The sequence below is a fragment of the Aquimarina sp. BL5 genome, from assembly GCF_003443675.1.
Classification (GTDB): Bacteria; Bacteroidota; Bacteroidia; order Flavobacteriales; family Flavobacteriaceae; genus Aquimarina.
In genome coordinates, this window is record NZ_CP031963.1 from 586,195 (window position 1) to 604,261 (window position 18,067).

The 18,067-nt window shown below is 30.4% G+C and carries 18 protein-coding genes; 9 read left to right on the top strand and 9 right to left on the bottom strand.

All coding sequences use genetic code 11. The features are described from left to right. Positions 1-21: 21 nt before the first annotated feature. The 4 genes from D1818_RS02705 to D1818_RS02720 form a co-directional block, all read right to left on the bottom strand. Positions 22-447 (bottom strand): Dabb family protein, encoded by a 426-nt coding sequence (locus D1818_RS02705; protein ID WP_240338278.1) that lies wholly within the window; start codon positions 445-447, stop codon positions 22-24. A 149-nt stretch (positions 448-596) separates the two neighbouring features. Further along, positions 597-1,208, bottom strand: coding sequence for a hypothetical protein (locus D1818_RS02710; protein WP_118456156.1), 612 nt, complete (start codon positions 1,206-1,208; stop codon positions 597-599). Between the two features lie 5 nt (positions 1,209-1,213). Further along, positions 1,214-1,702, bottom strand: coding sequence for an RNA polymerase sigma factor (locus D1818_RS02715; protein ID WP_118456158.1), 489 nt, complete (start codon positions 1,700-1,702; stop codon positions 1,214-1,216). Between the two features lie 545 nt (positions 1,703-2,247). Beyond that, complete coding sequence (locus D1818_RS02720) at positions 2,248-2,934, bottom strand: hypothetical protein (RefSeq protein WP_147406279.1); 687 nt, start codon at positions 2,932-2,934, stop codon at positions 2,248-2,250. A gap of 155 nt (positions 2,935-3,089) precedes the next feature. Here D1818_RS02720 and D1818_RS02725 point away from each other — a divergent pair, with 155 nt between their 5' ends. Then, positions 3,090-4,322 (top strand): response regulator, encoded by a 1,233-nt coding sequence (locus tag D1818_RS02725; RefSeq protein WP_118456162.1) that lies wholly within the window; start codon positions 3,090-3,092, stop codon positions 4,320-4,322. Here the strand turns inward: D1818_RS02725 and D1818_RS02730 are convergent. Beyond that, positions 4,319-5,260 (bottom strand): peptidoglycan DD-metalloendopeptidase family protein, encoded by a 942-nt coding sequence (locus D1818_RS02730; protein WP_162897250.1) that lies wholly within the window; start codon positions 5,258-5,260, stop codon positions 4,319-4,321. The two genes, D1818_RS02725 and D1818_RS02730, sit on opposite strands and share 4 nt — an antisense overlap. A gap of 364 nt (positions 5,261-5,624) precedes the next feature. Between D1818_RS02730 and D1818_RS02735 the strand changes: the two genes are divergently transcribed. Continuing rightward, positions 5,625-6,458 carry an OmpA family protein gene (locus tag D1818_RS02735; RefSeq protein ID WP_118456166.1) on the top strand — a complete coding sequence of 278 codons (834 nt, stop codon included), beginning with the start codon at positions 5,625-5,627 and terminating at the stop codon, positions 6,456-6,458. Between the two features lie 71 nt (positions 6,459-6,529). On the opposite strand, the gene D1818_RS02740 is transcribed toward D1818_RS02735, so the two are convergent. Beyond that, positions 6,530-7,588 carry an MJ1255/VC2487 family glycosyltransferase gene (locus D1818_RS02740; RefSeq protein ID WP_118456169.1) on the bottom strand — a complete coding sequence of 353 codons (1,059 nt, stop codon included), beginning with the start codon at positions 7,586-7,588 and terminating at the stop codon, positions 6,530-6,532. 29 nt (positions 7,589-7,617) lie between these two features. After that, the gene (locus D1818_RS02745) at positions 7,618-7,806 is read right to left on the bottom strand and encodes a hypothetical protein (protein WP_118456171.1); all 189 of its coding nucleotides are present in this window, start codon (positions 7,804-7,806) and stop codon (positions 7,618-7,620) included. A gap of 239 nt (positions 7,807-8,045) precedes the next feature. Between D1818_RS02745 and D1818_RS02750 the strand changes: the two genes are divergently transcribed. The 3 genes from D1818_RS02750 to D1818_RS02760 all read left to right on the top strand — a co-directional run bounded on the left by D1818_RS02750 (position 8,046) and on the right by D1818_RS02760 (position 10,192). After that, positions 8,046-8,492 carry a hypothetical protein gene (locus tag D1818_RS02750; protein WP_233558662.1) on the top strand — a complete coding sequence of 149 codons (447 nt, stop codon included), beginning with the start codon at positions 8,046-8,048 and terminating at the stop codon, positions 8,490-8,492. Positions 8,493-8,788: 296 nt separating this feature from the next. Continuing rightward, positions 8,789-9,625 (top strand): M57 family metalloprotease, encoded by an 837-nt coding sequence (locus tag D1818_RS02755; RefSeq protein ID WP_118456173.1) that lies wholly within the window; start codon positions 8,789-8,791, stop codon positions 9,623-9,625. Between the two features lie 159 nt (positions 9,626-9,784). Further along, positions 9,785-10,192 (top strand): DUF2541 family protein, encoded by a 408-nt coding sequence (locus D1818_RS02760; protein WP_118456176.1) that lies wholly within the window; start codon positions 9,785-9,787, stop codon positions 10,190-10,192. Positions 10,193-10,291: 99 nt separating this feature from the next. On the opposite strand, the gene D1818_RS02765 is transcribed toward D1818_RS02760, so the two are convergent. Both D1818_RS02765 and lon read right to left on the bottom strand, forming a co-directional pair. Continuing rightward, positions 10,292-11,506, bottom strand: a complete 1,215-nt coding sequence (locus D1818_RS02765; protein WP_118456178.1) for a class I SAM-dependent rRNA methyltransferase — start codon at positions 11,504-11,506, stop codon at positions 10,292-10,294. Positions 11,507-12,353: 847 nt separating this feature from the next. After that, a complete protein-coding gene (gene lon / locus D1818_RS02770; protein ID WP_118456180.1) occupies positions 12,354-14,804 on the bottom strand; it encodes an endopeptidase La in 2,451 nt (816 codons plus the stop codon). 218 nt (positions 14,805-15,022) lie between these two features. On the opposite strand from lon, the gene D1818_RS02775 reads away from it, so the two are divergent. From D1818_RS02775 to D1818_RS02790, 4 genes are read left to right on the top strand one after another with little or no spacing between them, the layout of a single operon-like run. After that, positions 15,023-15,574 (top strand): RNA polymerase sigma factor, encoded by a 552-nt coding sequence (locus D1818_RS02775; RefSeq protein WP_118456182.1) that lies wholly within the window; start codon positions 15,023-15,025, stop codon positions 15,572-15,574. Continuing rightward, entirely contained in the window at positions 15,571-16,134 is a 564-nt protein-coding gene (locus D1818_RS02780; protein WP_118456184.1) for a hypothetical protein, read from the top strand. Before D1818_RS02775 ends, D1818_RS02780 begins: the two co-directional genes overlap by 4 nt. Then, the gene (locus tag D1818_RS02785; RefSeq protein WP_118456186.1) at positions 16,115-17,215 is read left to right on the top strand and encodes a DUF4097 family beta strand repeat-containing protein; all 1,101 of its coding nucleotides are present in this window, start codon (positions 16,115-16,117) and stop codon (positions 17,213-17,215) included. Before D1818_RS02780 ends, D1818_RS02785 begins: the two co-directional genes overlap by 20 nt. A 21-nt stretch (positions 17,216-17,236) precedes the next feature. After that, positions 17,237-17,971, top strand: coding sequence for a head GIN domain-containing protein (locus D1818_RS02790; protein ID WP_118456188.1), 735 nt, complete (start codon positions 17,237-17,239; stop codon positions 17,969-17,971). Positions 17,972-18,067: the final 96 nt, after the last annotated feature.

The following is an 18,067-nucleotide window of genomic DNA, read 5'->3' on the forward strand; positions in this document are numbered from 1 at the left end:
GGCACATCACGATCAAAAATTTCAATCTAAACCTATAGCATCATATATCTGTACTTTATTCCATAAAGAAGAGGCTTCTTTAATAAATAAAAGATGAGCTTCTTCTTTTTGGTATAAATTCTGTTCCTCTTTAGAGGAAAAAGTTACAACGAGCGCATAGGTATAAGAATTATCTACCACTTCCCTATCCGTACCTGCCGGTATTCCTATAAAATTAGTTTTTGCATATTTTGATGTTTCTAAGAACTTATTTAATGACTCTTCGAAAAGCTTTCTATCTTCTTTACTCTCAGGGTTATTAAGCCAAAAATACACTGTATGTACAAAGTTTTTATCAAACTGGTTGTTATTTGATGTAGCATCTTGACATGAAATAATAACACAAAGCATTGTGATACTAAAAATTAAACATTGGAACTTTTTACTAATATCAAATCTGAAATTCATTTTATAAATATCATTGGTTATTCTTTAAAAGTACAAAAACATTATATTTTTATTCTTAAATCAAAAGGTAGAATTTTATAAATTAGATATTATTTAAAATAAAAAAACTAGAACCTAATGTTTAGTTCTAGTTAAAAATATATTTAAAACTATTCTTCGGTTTGCAAATCCTTTAAAATATTTTCCGCTTCATTTATATTATTACTATAACATTTTTTTACCCATTTGGTAAAAAACACAAAGAAAGTAATTCCAATAGGAATGAAAATAATCAATGGCCAAATATTATTAATGCTAGTAAATAGATCCTTTCCATCCATAATTTTAGAAGTTACAGGTAATATCAAAAAGATTAATAAAAAACTTAAATAATATGAAATCTTCTGAAGTGATTGAAACTGTTTTTTGTTTTTAGTATACTTAATTAGGGTATCCTTATAGCTATTTTTATAAAAGTTAATTCCACTCATTTTATTAATAGAACGCAAGGATAATATTGGTAAAACCAATAATATAATGGCAGATGAAATACCAAATAATAAATTATACCATGTTTCTAATTTAGAAATATTAAAGAAAATCAATAGCGCCATACCAAAACAAATAATTGTACCTAGTATTTCTGGATATGCTATTTTATTCCATTTTTTTCTATACTGTTCTTGTGTCATCATAATTATCATTTTATCAGTTAATTTTTTTTGTTTTTCTAACTGGCCGCTTATCTCAGACCATACTTCTTTCATTTCTTCTAGTTCCATAGCCCTTATTTTTTTATTATTTGAGTTTTCAACTTTTGTTTAATTCTAGATATTCTGGTTCCCACATTGGATGGAGTCAATCCGGTAATCAAAGCTATTTCTTCATACTTCTTTCCTTCTAAAAGCAATAGAATTAGCCCCTTTTCTAAGTCATTTAGCATTTTAATATGAGCATATAAGATTCTTAATTTCTCTTCGAACTCTGTATTATAATTTTCTGTTTGCTTTAATACTACTTGATCAATTCCTATCCTATTTCCCTTTCTTTTCTCTTTTTTCAATCTAGTAATTGCGGTATTCAATGCCACGCGATACATCCACGTACTTACTTTAGCGTCCCCTCTGAAACTGTCATAAGCTTTCCATAATTGGTATACGATTTCTTGATATAAATCCTGTTGATCCTCTGATCGATCAGTATATATCGTAGTTATTTTAAAAATAACACCTTCGTTATCCTTAATAATTCGAGTAAACTCTTCTTCTTTACTCATATTGAGCTTGTTTTTTTCTTATTAGTATCTAATACATTCAAAAAATCACAAAATATTTTCTAAATATTATGAATACGATGAACTGAAAATGTTCAACTACCTATAAACATTGTAAAAATCAAAGCTAATTAATGAAAGAAAAATTAGCCTACCCCTCTAATGAGCATATCTAAAAAGGTAAGATATATCTAAAAATACAATTACTGTAAACCTGAGTTCGAAATAAGAAAATTTATGTCAGTCAGAGTGATCTGCATCAGGCGGATTATACTTCGACAGGCTCGGCAGAACTAACGCGAATAGAACTTTAGATAAAAAAGCTATTCTCGATACTCCGCCTTAGGCGGACGGGCAGGCTAATTTTTCTCCGCTTCATTGTAAAAAACCAATCGATCTGATGGCTTTTTAGAACAAAATTCTTTCATCGAGTTCACGCTATAAGATTAGCAAAGAATTGATTCAAGATAAAAATTCCGAAAAAATAAGAAATACCCACTAACATAGCAGGTTTTATAGTCTCTTCAAAGGTTTTTAAACAGAAAACACTACTCTTTAACGACTATAATTGTAGCTTTTACTCCAGTAGTTAGGTTCCATTCGTTAGCAGTGACTATGTTTCCTTGATCATCGTGTAATTGAAATTCTGCAGTATTGGGACCAGAGGTTCCCTGATTTAGAGCTTGTATATCAATTTTATTAAATCCTTTAATAAGGTTAATCTTAAATCCTTTGAAAACAGCATCTAAATACACATTAGACTTAATAACATCATCATTAATAAAGATCCTAACCAAATCTCCATCCACAGACTGATGATCCCTATAAATAAGATACACATACTCTGAGTTACTTTTAAAATCTCCCAAATATTGATCAGACTTATATTCTTCTTTTATTTCCTTATCCTTTTTGAAATGCTTGGGCACTACTTTAAAATTTGGCTGTAAAAGACCATTGTTTCCAGTCATATCAAAAGGTTTCTGTGTTCTGTTAAATCTAACTGAATCTTTCGAATTATTATATAAAGTGAAATTATTTTTAGGCTTGGCTAAACCAGAAGAAAGACTGTACTTACTTGTACTTAAGCTACTATTCTCATCAACTTTTAAAGAAGATAACGGTTTTTCTATCTGTGCATTCGTAGAAATCACAAAAAAAACTGCTAATATTAATATCATTGTGGATTTCATCCTCATTATTCCTTTATCCATATAGTCGTTAAAGATAATCAATCCCTTACTTTTTTTTATTGTTTGTAATCAAAAACTCAACCAAACTAACTATTTGTTAAGTGAAAAACGTAAAAAAACTCTATTTATTAAAAAAATACTGTTTCAAACTTGTAAGATAAATCCGATATCTCTTATTTTGTTGTAAAATATTTCAAATGATTTATTATATCGTCGGAATTCTACTTGTATTAGTGATTATTTATTTAGGTTATCGATGTTTAGCATTGAGTAACCAACTCAATAATAAGAACAACGAGTTAAATTCTTTACTCGATTCTACAGAAAAGAGAGTTCAAATCAATCAAGAATTTATTTCCTCTCTTAGTCAAGAATTGAGAACACCATTATACGGAATTATGGGTTTAACGAATATTCTAGTTGATGAACACCCGGAACTAGAAAGCAACAAGAACCTTAAATCACTGAAATTTTCGGGAGACTACTTATTAACTCTTATTAATAACGTTCTTCAGATTAATGTTTTAGAATCTGAAGAAATTATCCCCATAAAAAAACCTTTTAATCTAAAAGAGTTGACTCAAAATATCATAAACTCTTTTAGTTATGCGATAGAGAATAGTAACAACTCATTGGATCTAGAGTTTGATCCTGATCTGTCCGAAACACTAAATGGTAATCCTGGTATTCTTTCTCAGGTATTAATGAATCTTATTAGTAATGCTCTTAGGTTTACTAGGAACGGAAATGTTCTTTTTTCTGTTCAACTTATCAATAAAAAAGGGAATGTTAATCATATTTCATTTAAGGTAACACATGATGGAGATGAAGTTTCTGAAGAAGATGAAAAATCTATATATCAAGAATTTATAGGTATTGAGAATGTTAAAAAATCATATTTAGGTACTAGTGTTAATTCTACTATAGTTAAGAGACTTGCTAAATCTTTAAATGGCGAAATCATTCTGCAAAACAATTCTCAAGCTGAATCCGAATATGCTTTTGTTGTTGATATGGAAACCATTAATCCTAACAATGAAGCGAATCAAACAATAGGAAGTGGAGATGATAAGCAAAAAGTATTAATCGTAGATGACAATAAATTGAACTTGTTGGTTGCGGATAAAATTCTTTCTAAAGAAAATTTTGAATGTACCACTATAGACAATGGTTTTGATGCTATAGAATTGGCAAAAGATAATTCCTATGACATCATTCTTATGGATATCAATATGCCAAAACTTAATGGCATAGGTACTACAAAAAGAATTAGAGAATTTGATGATAAAACTCCCGTTATTGCACTAACTGCTGTTGATGTTACTCAATTAAACAGACAGATTATGCGAGCTGGATTAAATGACTATATCTTAAAGCCTTACGATAAGAATATTTTATTAGAAATGATACGGAAGCACGTAAGGAATTAATAAATTACAATTTCCTGTCCTACATTAAGAACAGAATTGTATCTGATTTCATTTATCTTACATATTTCAGATACTTCGATATCGTGCTTTCTGGCTATTCCATGTAGAGTATCACCTCTTTTTACTATATATACACTTTTAGTAGGAGGTTCGTCGGTAATTTTTTCAATATTCGTTTGAACCACAATTTTACTTTTTCTAGTCGAGCGATGAGATCTCGGAGTCATCCATTTTTTGGTTACTGCAATATCTTTGGATCTAACTTTTGCTTCTTGATTAAACTCGAAAAGATACTCTGGATGTATACTTTTACCTTTATACCTTACCTCTAAATGAAGATGACTACCTCTGGCATTACCCGATACACCACCTTTTCCGATAACTTGACCTTTTTCTACAATATCATTTTCTTTTACCAAGTATTCAGAGAGATGCGCATAAACCGTTTCTAAACCGTTATCGTGACGAATTACAATGGTTCTTCCATGACCTCCATGGCGTCTGGCATATCGTACTTTTCCGCCAAGTAATGTTCTTACATTATCACCGGTTCTAAGATCTATATCAATTCCTTGATGAGGTCTACCTCTCCTCCATCCATATCTAGAAGTAACAACCATTTTATGTTCTACAGGTGATGAAAAAACTTCATCCTCAAAATGTAATAAGAAAGGATCTATAGATTTTTTTAGCCAGAAAACATTAAACACAGTATTACTCCAATCTTGCTCATACACTGTGCTGAAATCTTTAGATTCAAGTATCTTATCGGAATTAATCCTGGCAATGATACTTTGTTGATTCACTTTATATATAGGTAAGTATGCAATGTCACCATCTAATACTATTGTTTTATATCCCAACAGCAACTTATCATCTTTATTTCCAACTTGTTGTGCTGATATATTTATAGACGCCACATAAACTAAAATTCCCAATAGGAATAATTTTCTTTTATTCAAAAACATGAACTTTCAAAAATTTTTAAATTTAAAGTAAAATTGATTCAGGGTCTTTCGTTTCATAATAAGACGATACATTTTTAATATCGTTACAACAATAAAAAAAATTAGTTTCGAATAAAAATTTTTCAATCATACTAGAAAAATATTAAAGTATTATTATTCAGTTTGTTAATAATAACAAAGCGATAAATTTACCGTAAAAATAGTACGGTATCCTAATTTTAACAATTTTTTTTAACAATTTTTAAGAATTCAATATGAAAAGTTTAGTAGGTGAAAATATAATAAATCACATAACAATTAGTTTTAGTTACGTATAAAGATTAATTAAATAACCATGAAAAAAGTATTCACACTAATCGTATTATCTGGAGCTTTGATGACTACGTCTTGCGTATCTAAAAAGAAATACCTTGCTCTAGAAGAGGATTTAAACAATACTCGTAGTACGTTACAGAAAACCACTGTAGAAAAAGAAGAATTAGAATCTAAATTTGCAAAAATTGAGGCCAGAGTGGCAGATTATAATTCAAAAATTAATTCATTAAGAGAATCTAATGATGAGAAAATGGTAATGGTTGATAACCTTGCTGTAATTTCGAACAACACTAAAGAGAAGATGAAAGAAACATTAGCTCAAGTGGATCCAGAAAAACTTCAGGGAGCAAGAACCCTTGAAGATTCAATGAATCTTGCTGTTTCTCATAATCTAAAAAGTTCTTTAGATGATAGTTTGAAGGAAGATGAGGACATTTCTATCGATATTGATAACACGGTAGTTATGATTTCTATATCTGATAAAATGTTGTTTAATAGCGGAAGTTATAGAGTAAGTAACAAAGCCAATGATGTTTTAGAAAAACTAGCACAAGTAATTAATTCAGAGCCTAGTCTTGACGTTATGATCGAAGGTCATACAGACCCAAGAACAATTAACACCCCTGCATTAGAAGATAACTGGGATTTAAGTGTTAAAAGAGCAACTTCTATTACTAGATTATTACAAAAGAAGTACAATGTGGATCCTGCTAAATTAATAGCATCAGGAAGAAGCAGCTACCAACCTCTTGTAGAAAATGATACCGAAGAAAATATGGCTATTAATAGACGTACAAGAATCGTATTATTACCTAATCTAGATAAATTCTTTGCGATGCTATCATCAAATTAGGATTAGATAACTTTTAACAAAAAGGGATGAGTATATGTTACTCATCCCTTTTTTTGTCTTAAATATTTATTTTATTGTTGTGATATACTTATCAACGTTTTATCTAATGTATTAAACAATAAACTATTGTCTTTCTGTCGGTATTCTGATATCTTTTGTTGAAATATAGACAGATCATTTAAAAAATCTTGTATTCCTTTAAGTTTAAAATCTTTAAGCATTTTCCCATATCCTAATTTTTCTATATAAGCACCATTTAGATATTGTTCAAATTGATTTTTAATAGGAACAGTACAGATAGGTTTATTCAAGAATAATGCTTCGCTTAAAAACGAATATCCTCCATTACAGAAAACTGCTTTAGCGGTCCTAAAATTATCAATAAATTCAGTTTCGCTAAATTTCTTTAATGATACATTTCTATGAACTTCTTCTTTATTAAAACCATATAATAAGAATTTTTCATCAGGAAGCTTATTTAAAAGATCTATCATTTTCTTTTCGCTACAAGATGATTGATAAATTAATATATGATTCTTTATCTCTCTCTTAGCATTTAGAATTTCTTTTCTAATTATTGGTGGTATTAAACAACTATTCTTCTTCTTAACTTTAGTATTAAAAAAAGAGGATATCAAATATTGATTACAATTCGGAAGTTTTGCTTTTACTACAGCTTTTGCTATCTTATAATTCAATTTTTCTGAATCAGGTATCTTGACATCTATTTTGCCACGATCGATAATCTGCATATTATCGATGCTGATTATCGGAACTCCTTGATACTTAGCATATAAATAAGTAAAGGATTCAAAATCAGATATAATAATATCTGGTTTAAAATCATCATGAAGATATTTGTATTTTTTAAAATTTGTAATTAGGTTTTCTGGTGCGTTTTTTATAATATCTACCGATGTTTTAGATCTAGACACTACTCCATCTTTATATGAAAAATGAAACCCTTTTATTTCATATGTCTGATCAGGAAATGATTTCTTAAGAAATTGATATGCTCGATCGCTAGATACTATTCTTAGTTCATTACTTTTAATTAAATGGCTAAGAATTACTTTTGCTCTTGTTGCATGCCCCATTCCCTCTCCCGGGACTCCATATAATATTTTCAAACTAAGTAGTTATAATTGTAAAACAAGTATTAACCTATATATGTATTTACACTGGTAGTTAATTTACAGGAATTATGAAGCATCTGCTTAAATTTTAACGCCAAATGCTCATCATTAAACTTCATCGCTTCACTGATACTATTAGATAAAATCAACTCTCCTATAAGATATTCCACAAAATAGGTTTGATCATCAGTTAATAACACATATTCAGTCATATTATATCCTTGTTTTCAAGCTGGAATATGTTTTTAATAATAAATATTAAAAACCATTCATTTATATTAACAAGTTTCAAATTTACTTTTTATGATTGCTTCTTTTATTAATAGCTCTTGTATGTTATCAAATTCTTATTCACAATCACTCCCAAAGAAATTATAAAGCCATTTCAAAACAAACAAATCTCATAAAATTTTTGTAACTTATTAAGGTTCAAAACTTAAATTACACAATCATGAAAATATTTGTATTCATTCTCCTCGGCTTATTTTCTACTACTGCAATAGATAACACTTATATTAATACCCCAATTGATGTCTATAATCTTGAAGGAGTATGGGATTTAAAGCATCAATTATTATATGATCACAATCAAGTTTCGGATACGATTTTTAATACTAATGGATACCGCCAGGTAAAAATATATAGTAAAGGTAAAGTAATGTGGACTCGATTTGATCCTGCAGACAATAATGAATGGTTTGGATATGGATCGTATGAGATCAAAGGAAATATGTTAGAAGAACGATTAGAATACGCCTCAGGTCCAATGATGAAAATTGTAGACACGACTCAGGTATTTAAATTTGAACTAGTTATGGATAAAAAATCATATCTGCAGATTGCAGTTGATGAACATGGACAATATTCTCAAGCTGAAAATTACATAAGAATCGAATAATTCGTAAACAATCCAGGCTTGATAAACTGAACACCTGAATCCTTCTATTCACAGATTACTTCTTCCTAAAATATTAAAAATAAAGGGGATCAACCCATTAATAAGGGTTTTACGCCCCTTTTTCTATTTATTATTTCGTCTTACTTTTGAAAACAATAAAAAATGTGTAGTTCTATACATTATTTATGGTCTTATCCCTAAAGTTAATGCTATTACAACCGCTATTAAAGGTTTGTGACTGCATATCCCTCCTTAGTAAACAGTATTGATAATTAACCATAACTAAATATATTAAAATGAAAAAAAATAAATTACTAGCACTTTGTGCAATTGTCCTAGGAATTACATTCTCTTGTCAAAAAAAAGAAGTTACTGAAGAAGTACAGGGAATTGTTGAAGAACCCACTAAAGAACAGCTTGATAAACTATTTAGTATGGGTATAAACATTGATGATGTTTCCATAGAAGACATTACCAATTTAGATGGAAAAACTTATAAATACCTTGTGTCTGGAGATATTTTAGTTCCTGTATCGGACTTGAACTCATACCCAGCATTGAAACCTTTGGATGGTGGAGATAAACAATATAGAGACGTAAACATAGTATCTCCTGTTAACAGAGACATTGATATTCTTGGATATACTGGTGGTAGTTTTGCGTTAACTTCAAAAATGCAAACAGCACTAAGCTGGGCAGTTAACAATTATAATGCACTACCCAATACGCTTAATTTCAATCTAACATTTGGCACAAACTTCGGTCCAGCAGACATTGTAGTTTATAAAGTAAATAATGCTGGTGGTGGTGGAAGCGCAGGCTTTCCTAATGCTCAAGGTGAGCCCTACAAATGGATAAGAATAAATTCTGGAACAGATGCATTTACTACCAATGTCAATGAACATGTAATAGGTCATGAAATTGGTCATTGTCTTGGACTAAGACATCAAGACTGGTATAATCGTCAAAGTTGTGGTTATACAGGTCCATTACCCGCAGAACCACCTGCTATCTGGATTCCTGGAACACCCATTTCGGCATTTGCAGATTCTTTAATGCTAGCATGTTTTGGTCCTAATGAAGATGGTGAATTTACAGATACGGATAAAACAGCTTTAAATATATTATATTAAATATTAAAACTTAATCAAATTAGACAAAACCACATACATTGATTGTATGTGGTTTTTCTTTTATCTAAAAACCTACTTCTAAAATAAGGTCGAAAAACTTTACAATTAAACCTTTTATAATTTATCAAGTCTTATAACAAAACATTAAAACACTTTACTATGAAAAATATAGAAATAAAAAAAATAGTATTACCATTCTTGGTTATCATTCTTTTAGTAGGAAGTAGCTTTACTTCTAATATCAAAAAATGGGAACATTTAGGCTCTAGAACCGTAAACTATAAATTAGATCGCGATGTCATAAAAGTAACTGCTAGAGATGGAGCATTTAAAAAACTAAAGGTTAAAGTTACTAATGGTTCCTTAAACATGCATAGAATTGTGGTGGAATATGGTAATGGTGAAAACCAAGTTATTCAAGTTAGAAAAAACTTTAAAAAAGGCGGAGCAACAAGACTTATTGATCTAAAGGGCAATAAACGGATTATAAGAGATATTACCTTTTTCTATGACACTAAAAACCTATCTAAAAATCGTGCAAAAATTCACGTTTTCGGAAAGCATTAGTAACAATATAATAATCTGAGTCAATATTGATTAAAGTACATCATACGTAAATGAATTACATTTCAAATTGGCTCAGATTTATCATTTATATACTTTATTCTAATCTAGTTGATAATATCCACATTTCAGATAAGCACCTTCTGGAAAAGTGATCGGATGATCGATATCATGATAGGTTTTATCTAGTAATATAAATCTTCTTCCAGTGTTAGAAATATTTTCCTCACAAATATCAAAAAACTCTTCTGCGATTACTCTTGACGAACAGGACGCTAAGACTAAAACTCCATTATTTTCAACCAATTGAGCTCCAAGTTTAGCCAATCTAGCATAACTATTTTTGGCTTTTTTAATCTCACTTTCTCTTTTCGCAAAAGACGGAGGATCAATCACTACAATATCAAATTTCTTTTTCTGATTAATTAAACTTTGTAAACCTTCAAAAGCATCTGCAACAATAATAGTATGATTTCCAGAATGTTCATTTAAAGCAGCATTATCTTTCGCCATTGCTAATGCCTGTTTACTAATATCCAAGCTTATAACTTCTTTTGCATGACCCGCTAAGGCATGAATAGAAAATCCACCAGCATATGAGAACACATCTAATACTGTTTTTCCTTTAGATAGATCCCCTACTCGTTTACGATTATGTCGATGGTCTAAAAAATATCCAGTTTTATGTCCTTTAATCACATTAGCAGAAAACAAAACACCATGTTCCTTAAAAACTACAACTTCATTTTCCAGATTTCCATGAATTACCTTACCATCCTCTAAGTTATAAGTTTCTCCAACTGTTTGTAAAGATCTACTTAATCGAACTACAACCGTTTTGCAATCAGACTGCTTAATTAAACAAGGAACTATCCAATTAAGATATGGAAACCAAATATGAGAATATAATTTTATAACCAAAACTGTATCATAAACATCTGCAATAAAACCAGGCATCTTATCATTCTCACCAAACAGCAATCTGTAACTATTAGTATCAGTTTGTAGTAAAGGTTTCCTTAAAGTATATGCCTCCTCGATTCTATTACTAAACCAGTCACTATTAATTTGCGCTGCTTTTTTAAACTGAATAAGTTTTATCCTGATTGGAGAATGTGGATCATATAATCCAATGGCCAATATTGTATTCTTTTTGTGATCGTATATAATAGCTAAGTCACCAGCATTCCCTTTTGTATTTTGTTTAAGAATACTATTTTCAAAAATCCAGGGATGCCCCCTCTTCACCATCTTTTCTGCAGAAGGTTTGAGTTTTATTGCTAATCTTTGGGTTTTAATATCCGATACTATATTCATAGTATGCAAGATTAATGATATTTTTTAGCTTAAAGGAATTTATAATAAAAAAAACGGGATTGCTTTTAACAATCCCGTTCTACCAAAACTTTTTAGAAAGTGAACTTATTACAAAAGACACTCATTACGCTTTTCAATAAGTTTAAGATCTAACCTTAGATTTAAGAGATTTTTCATGTGTAATATACTCGTTGGTTAAAGAAAACATGAGTTTAAAATAAAGTCTGGTTTATAAGCTAAAAGTAATACATTTAATCTACTTGTAGCTATGTGTAAACCTCAAAAAAAGTGAAAGAAAATAGTTGATTTACTACCAAAATAAGAAAGCGTCCATCCCAAGTAGTATCAGGATAAACGCTCAAAATGTATTGTTCGAACTTGTAATTGTTAGTAAAGTAAATCTTGTTTTTTGATTGCTGGTTAAAATATAATACTCTGTTTTAAAAAGCACTCATCCTAAGATGTATCAGGATGAACCCCCTTTTAGTATCAATTCTACTTTTGCTGATCTAATAAAAGATACCGTTGATTTCTCTACTGTTTACATCTATATGACGAACATTGGTAGATTTTGTTACACTTCTATTCTGTTTTTTTTATAATTAATCACCTAAAAACTAGAAACATGTAATGAAATCAGTAGACTCACGCATTTAACAAACTAAAAAAATAAAATACAAATTGAAAGCTTTTATTTCAAAATCTAAAAAAAGACCTGTTGAATTTTTAAAATCCAACAGGTCTAAATAATACCTTAGCTTAAAGATAAATTCTTAATATTTACTTTAAAAAAATCGAGTAAACCCTTTTCTTATTTTCAATTTAAAAATTTACAATCAATAACTAATTATAATTTTTTAGCATTTTTAACCTTGCTTTTTGTTAATGCTAATTCTAATACTTCACTCATTTCTTTTACGTAGTGAAATTTCAATCCTTTAAGATATTCTGATTTTATTTCTTCAATATCTCTTTTATTATCTTCACAAAGCAATATTTCTTTAATATGTGCTCTTTTTGCTGCTAGAATTTTTTCTTTTATTCCTCCTACTGGCAATACTTTACCTCTTAGTGTAATCTCTCCAGTCATTGCTATACTCTTTTTCACCTTTCTTTGTGTGAATAAAGATACTAATGACGTTAACATGGTTATACCTGCACTTGGTCCATCTTTTGGAGTTGCACCTTCCGGAACATGAATATGAACATTATAGTTGCTAAAAATATCCTGATTAATCCCCAATATATCTGCATTCGCTTTTATATATTCCATAGCAATAGTAGCAGATTCTTTCATCACTTTACCTAAGTTTCCGGTAATAGTAAGACTTCCTTTTCCTTTAGAAAGAATGGACTCTATAAACAAAATATCACCCCCTACGCTCGTCCAAGCTAAACCTGTTACTACACCTGCCACTTCATTGTTCTCATACTTGTCTCGCTCTAATCTAGGAACACCTAGTACTTCTAAAACATCTTCATTGCTAACTTTAACATTGTATGAGTCTTCCATTGCAATGTTCTTAGCTGCATACCTAACCATTTTAGCTATTTGCTTTTCTAAGCCTCTTACTCCCGATTCTCTAGTATAACCTTCTACAATCTTTTCTAATTGAACTTTTCCTATTTTAAGATGTGAATTATCCAATCCATGTTCTACCAATTGTTTCGGTAGTAAATGTTGTTTTGCGATTTCTACTTTTTCTTCAATTGTATATCCAGTTACATTAATAATCTCCATACGATCGCGTAATGCCGGCTGTATTGTATTTAGACTATTAGAAGTAGCTATAAACATTACTTTAGAAAGATCAAATCCCATCTCAAGGAAATTATCGTGAAACTCAGAGTTTTGTTCTGGATCTAAAACTTCTAACAAGGCAGAAGAAGGATCTCCCTGATTACCAACAGAGAGTTTATCTATTTCATCTAAAACAAACACAGGGTTACTTGTCCCAGCCTTTTTAAGACTTTGAACAATTCTACCAGGCATCGCACCAATATACGTTTTTCTATGACCTCTAATTTCAGCCTCGTCTCGTAATCCTCCTAATGAGATACGAACATATTCTCTACCCAATGCTTCTGCAATAGATTTTCCTAAAGAGGTTTTACCAACTCCCGGAGGCCCATACAAACATAGTATTGGAGATTTCATATCATTACGAAGTTTTAGCACTGCTAAATACTCGATGATACGTTTTTTTACTTCGTCCAATCCATAATGATCACGATCAAGAATCTTTTTGGCACGTTTTAGATCAAATTTATCGGTACTAAACTCATTCCAAGGCAAATCTAAAAATAGATCAAGATAATTACGCTGAATAGAATATTCTGCCACCTGCGGATTCATACGACGCATTTTGGATAATTCTTTATCAAAATGCTTCTTTACAGTTTCATCCCATTTTTTATCCTTACTGCGCGCTTGCATCTCTTCTATTTCATCTTCATGAGATACTCCACCAAGCTCTTCCTGAATAGTTTTCATCTGTTGATGAAGAAAATATTCACGCTGTTGTTGGCTCATATCATGCTGCACCTTATTTTGAATATCATTTCTAAGTTCCAATTTCTGAAACTCTAGATTCATATACTTCAGTGTAGCAAGTGCTCTATCCTTTATGCTATCTATTTCTAGTATTTTTTGTTTCTCTTCAACAGGCAAATTAAGATTAGAGGAGACAAAATTGATTAAGAAAGAATTACTTTCTATATTCTTTATAGCAAAAGATGCCTCAGAAGGAATATTCGGGCTTTCTTTAATAATCTCTAATGCTAATTCCTTTATCGAATCAATGATCGTATTAAATTCTTGATTCTCGGCAGAAGGTCTGTTTTCCTTTACTTCTACTACTCTAGCCTTTATATAAGGATCTTCTTCTAAGATTTCATCTATCTTAAACCTTTTTTTTCCTTGTAGAATAACAGTAGTATTTCCATCAGGCATCTTAAGAACCCTTAAAATTCTCGCCACTACTCCTACTTTATTTATATCTTTTGATGTAGGGTTTTCTACATCCTCTTCTCTTTGAGAAACTACACCAATAGTTTTATTACCATTGTTAGCTTCATTAAGAAGTTTAATCGATTTATCTCTACCTGCTGTAATAGGAATTACTACGCCAGGAAACAACACTGTATTTCTAAGCGGTAATATAGGAAGTGTCTCGGGTAGATCTTCTTTATCTATTTCCTCCTCATCTTCAGGAGTCATTAAAGGTATTAATTCTGCATCTTCATTTATTCCTTGTAATGACAAACTGTCAAGAGTTGTTAATTTGGATTTCGTCATAAGTATATATCAAAGTCATTTTGTCATTAAGTCAAAACAACATTCTTTAAAAATTAAATAAAACTGATTTTAGAATCAATAACAATAACAAAATAAGCTATTTATAGCTGATTCTACTTAGATAATTCAATTGTTATGCCATAAACTTCAAAAAAATATTTTTAAAACTGTAACAAAACGTATCTATCCATATCTTTAGATAAAGTAAACTGAAGTTTTTGACACTAACCAAACTAAATACCGAGCAGCTGGTAGAAAAATGCCGCAAATGCGATCAGGGAGCGCAGATGGAAATTTATAATCGATACTATAAAGCCATGTATAATAGTGCCTATAGGATTATAAAAGATTCTGCAGAAGCTGAGGACGTGATGCAAGAAGCTTTTCTGACAGCATTCACTAAGCTATCAATGTTAGAAGATGGTAAATTGTTTGGAGCTTGGTTAAAAAAAATAGTTATTAATTCTAGTCTTACAATATCTCGTAAGCGTAATAGTTATGGTGAGGTCCCTTTAGAAACCGTAGCATATGCACTTACAGATGAAACAGAAGGGGTTGTAAGAGAGGATTTAACTAGTGTTAAAGCAAACGCAGTTTTAAATACGTTAAAAGAATTAAAAGAAAGTTATAGCACAGCTTTATCATTACACTTAATAGAAGGCTATGATTATGAAGAGATTTGTGAAATTTTGAACATATCATATTCTAACTGTCGTACACTCATTTCTCGCGCGAAAGAAAGTTTACGAAAAAAATTACTAGTTGCATGAAAAACGAAGATGAAATAGAAAAATTATTTGAACGCATGGAAAATCAACTTGATGTATACGAACCATCAGCTGATCATAAAATACGCTTTCTAGAAAAACTACAGAAACAAAATAAAGTAGTTGTATTGCAACCTAAGAAGCGAAATTGGATCAGACCATTAGCTATTGCTGCTTCTATAGCAATACTTATAGGTATGGTATCTATAGCTCCTATACTCAATACTAATGATGAAGCTGATTTAGCCAGTGTTTCTCCGCAAATGGAAGAAACCCAAAATTTCTTTACGGTTGCAATAAAAACTCAGCTTGAAGAAATAAACAAAACTTCATCTGCAGAAACAACTGGATTAGTTGAAGATGCAATGAAACAATTAGACAAATTAGAATCTAGTTATCAAATTCTAAAAAAAGATTTAGTAGAAAGTAGTAATGACAAAAGAGTAATCAGCGCGATGATTAAAAACTTTCAGAAACGAGCTTCACTACTAGAAGAAGTATTAGAAAAGATTAACAATGTCAACAAATTAAAATTATCAGAAAATGAAACCAATATACTATAAAATAATATGCTTCCTATTTCTAGTTCCTGCGATCTCGCTTGGAAATGTAGATACGAGAAAAAAAGGGAAATACACCAAAGAAAAGTCCCTCAAAAAAGAATTCTCTGTAAGCAGTGATGCTTTATTAAAAATTAGCAATGACTACGGAAATCTGGATATTACTTCTTGGGATCAGGATAGAATTGTTATGGAAATTAATATAAAAGTTAATGGAAATGACGAAGAAAAAGTAATAAAAAAATTAGAAAGTATCGATGTGGTTTTTGAAGCTACTTCGGACTTAGTAAGCGCAAGAACTACTTTTGATAAAAATGGAAAATCTTGGTGGTCAAAATTCTCTGACGGTTGGGGCGGGAATAATTTAAAATTAGAAATTAATTATACCGTAAAAGTTCCTGCTACTAACAATATCGATCTTAATAATGATTACGGTAGTATTACGATTGATAAAATTAAAGGTAATTCAAAAATAAACTGTGATTATGGACAAATCATTGTTGGTGAATTGTTAGGTAACGAAAATAAGATCAATATAGACTATACACATAATAGTACTATAAAATATATGAAAAATGGAAAAATCAATGCTGACTATTCTGATTTCATATTAGAAAAAGGAGGCGAAATACTACTCAATGCTGATTATACAAAATCCAAAATAATGTCAGTTAAAGAACTTAATTATAACTGTGATTACGGAAGTCTAAAAGTTGAAAATGTCGGTATATTCAAAGGAAATGGAGACTATCTTGACACAAATATCGAAAATGTAAGTAATAGCGTAAATATCAACACCGATTACGGCTCTATTGATATTAAAAATTTGGAATCTACAACTAAAAATGTCGAAATAAGAACTGATTACACTGGTGTTAACATAGGTTATAGCAGTAATCTGAATTTTGATTTTATCATTAAAACATCGTACGGTGGTATCAGCCTTGATGACGATATCAATATTATGAAAAAAAATAAAGAAAATTCTAGCAAAGATTATCAAGGATATCGAGGTCAACAAAATAGTGGCGCAACAATTAACATTTCTACCAGTTATGGTGGAGTAAAACTTAGAAAAAATTAATCATCACATATTCAATCAATTATGAGAACAGTAACAATCATTTTAAGCTTAGCATTATTAAGCGTAACATCAGTAAATGCACAATGGTGGGGAAAAGGTAAAAAAGTAGAAGGAAATGGTAATGTAGTTACCAAAACCAGAAATCTATCTAGTTATGATCAAGTAAAACTAAAAGGTAGTCTAGATGTAGCATTAGTATATGGAACAGAAGGGAATATTAAAATTGAAGCAGAAAGCAACCTAATCCAACATGTAGTTACCGAAGTTGAAGGTGACATATTAAAAATATACGTAGAAAAAGATTATTATCTAAAACCAAGTAACAATAAGATAATACTAATTACTGTACCTTTTAAAGACATCTCTAAAGTAAGCTTATCTGGATCAGGTGACATCTATTCTAAAGACACTATCAAAGCTGAATCCTTTGAGACTAGAGTTTCTGGATCTGGAGATGTAGGTTTAGAAGTTGAAGCAAAAGAATTAGAAGGATCTGTCTCTGGTAGCGGAGACCTGACACTAAAAGGTACTACAGAAAACCTAGAATTAAACGTAACGGGCTCTGGAGATGTAAAAGCATATGACTTAAATGCCAAAAATGTAGATGCATCTGTAACAGGTTCTGGCGATATCAAATTAACATCAACTTATTTTTTGAAAGCTCGTGTAACCGGTTCTGGAGACATTGATTACAAAGGGAATCCAGAAAAAGAAGATAAAAAAGTTTCTGGATCTGGGGATATAACAAAACATTAAAAAGAAGCATATTTCAATAATCCGAAACTGCTTAAGGAGTTTAACTTCTTAGGCAGTTTTTTTTACGTATAATAATCTTTACTTTTGTAGAACCTA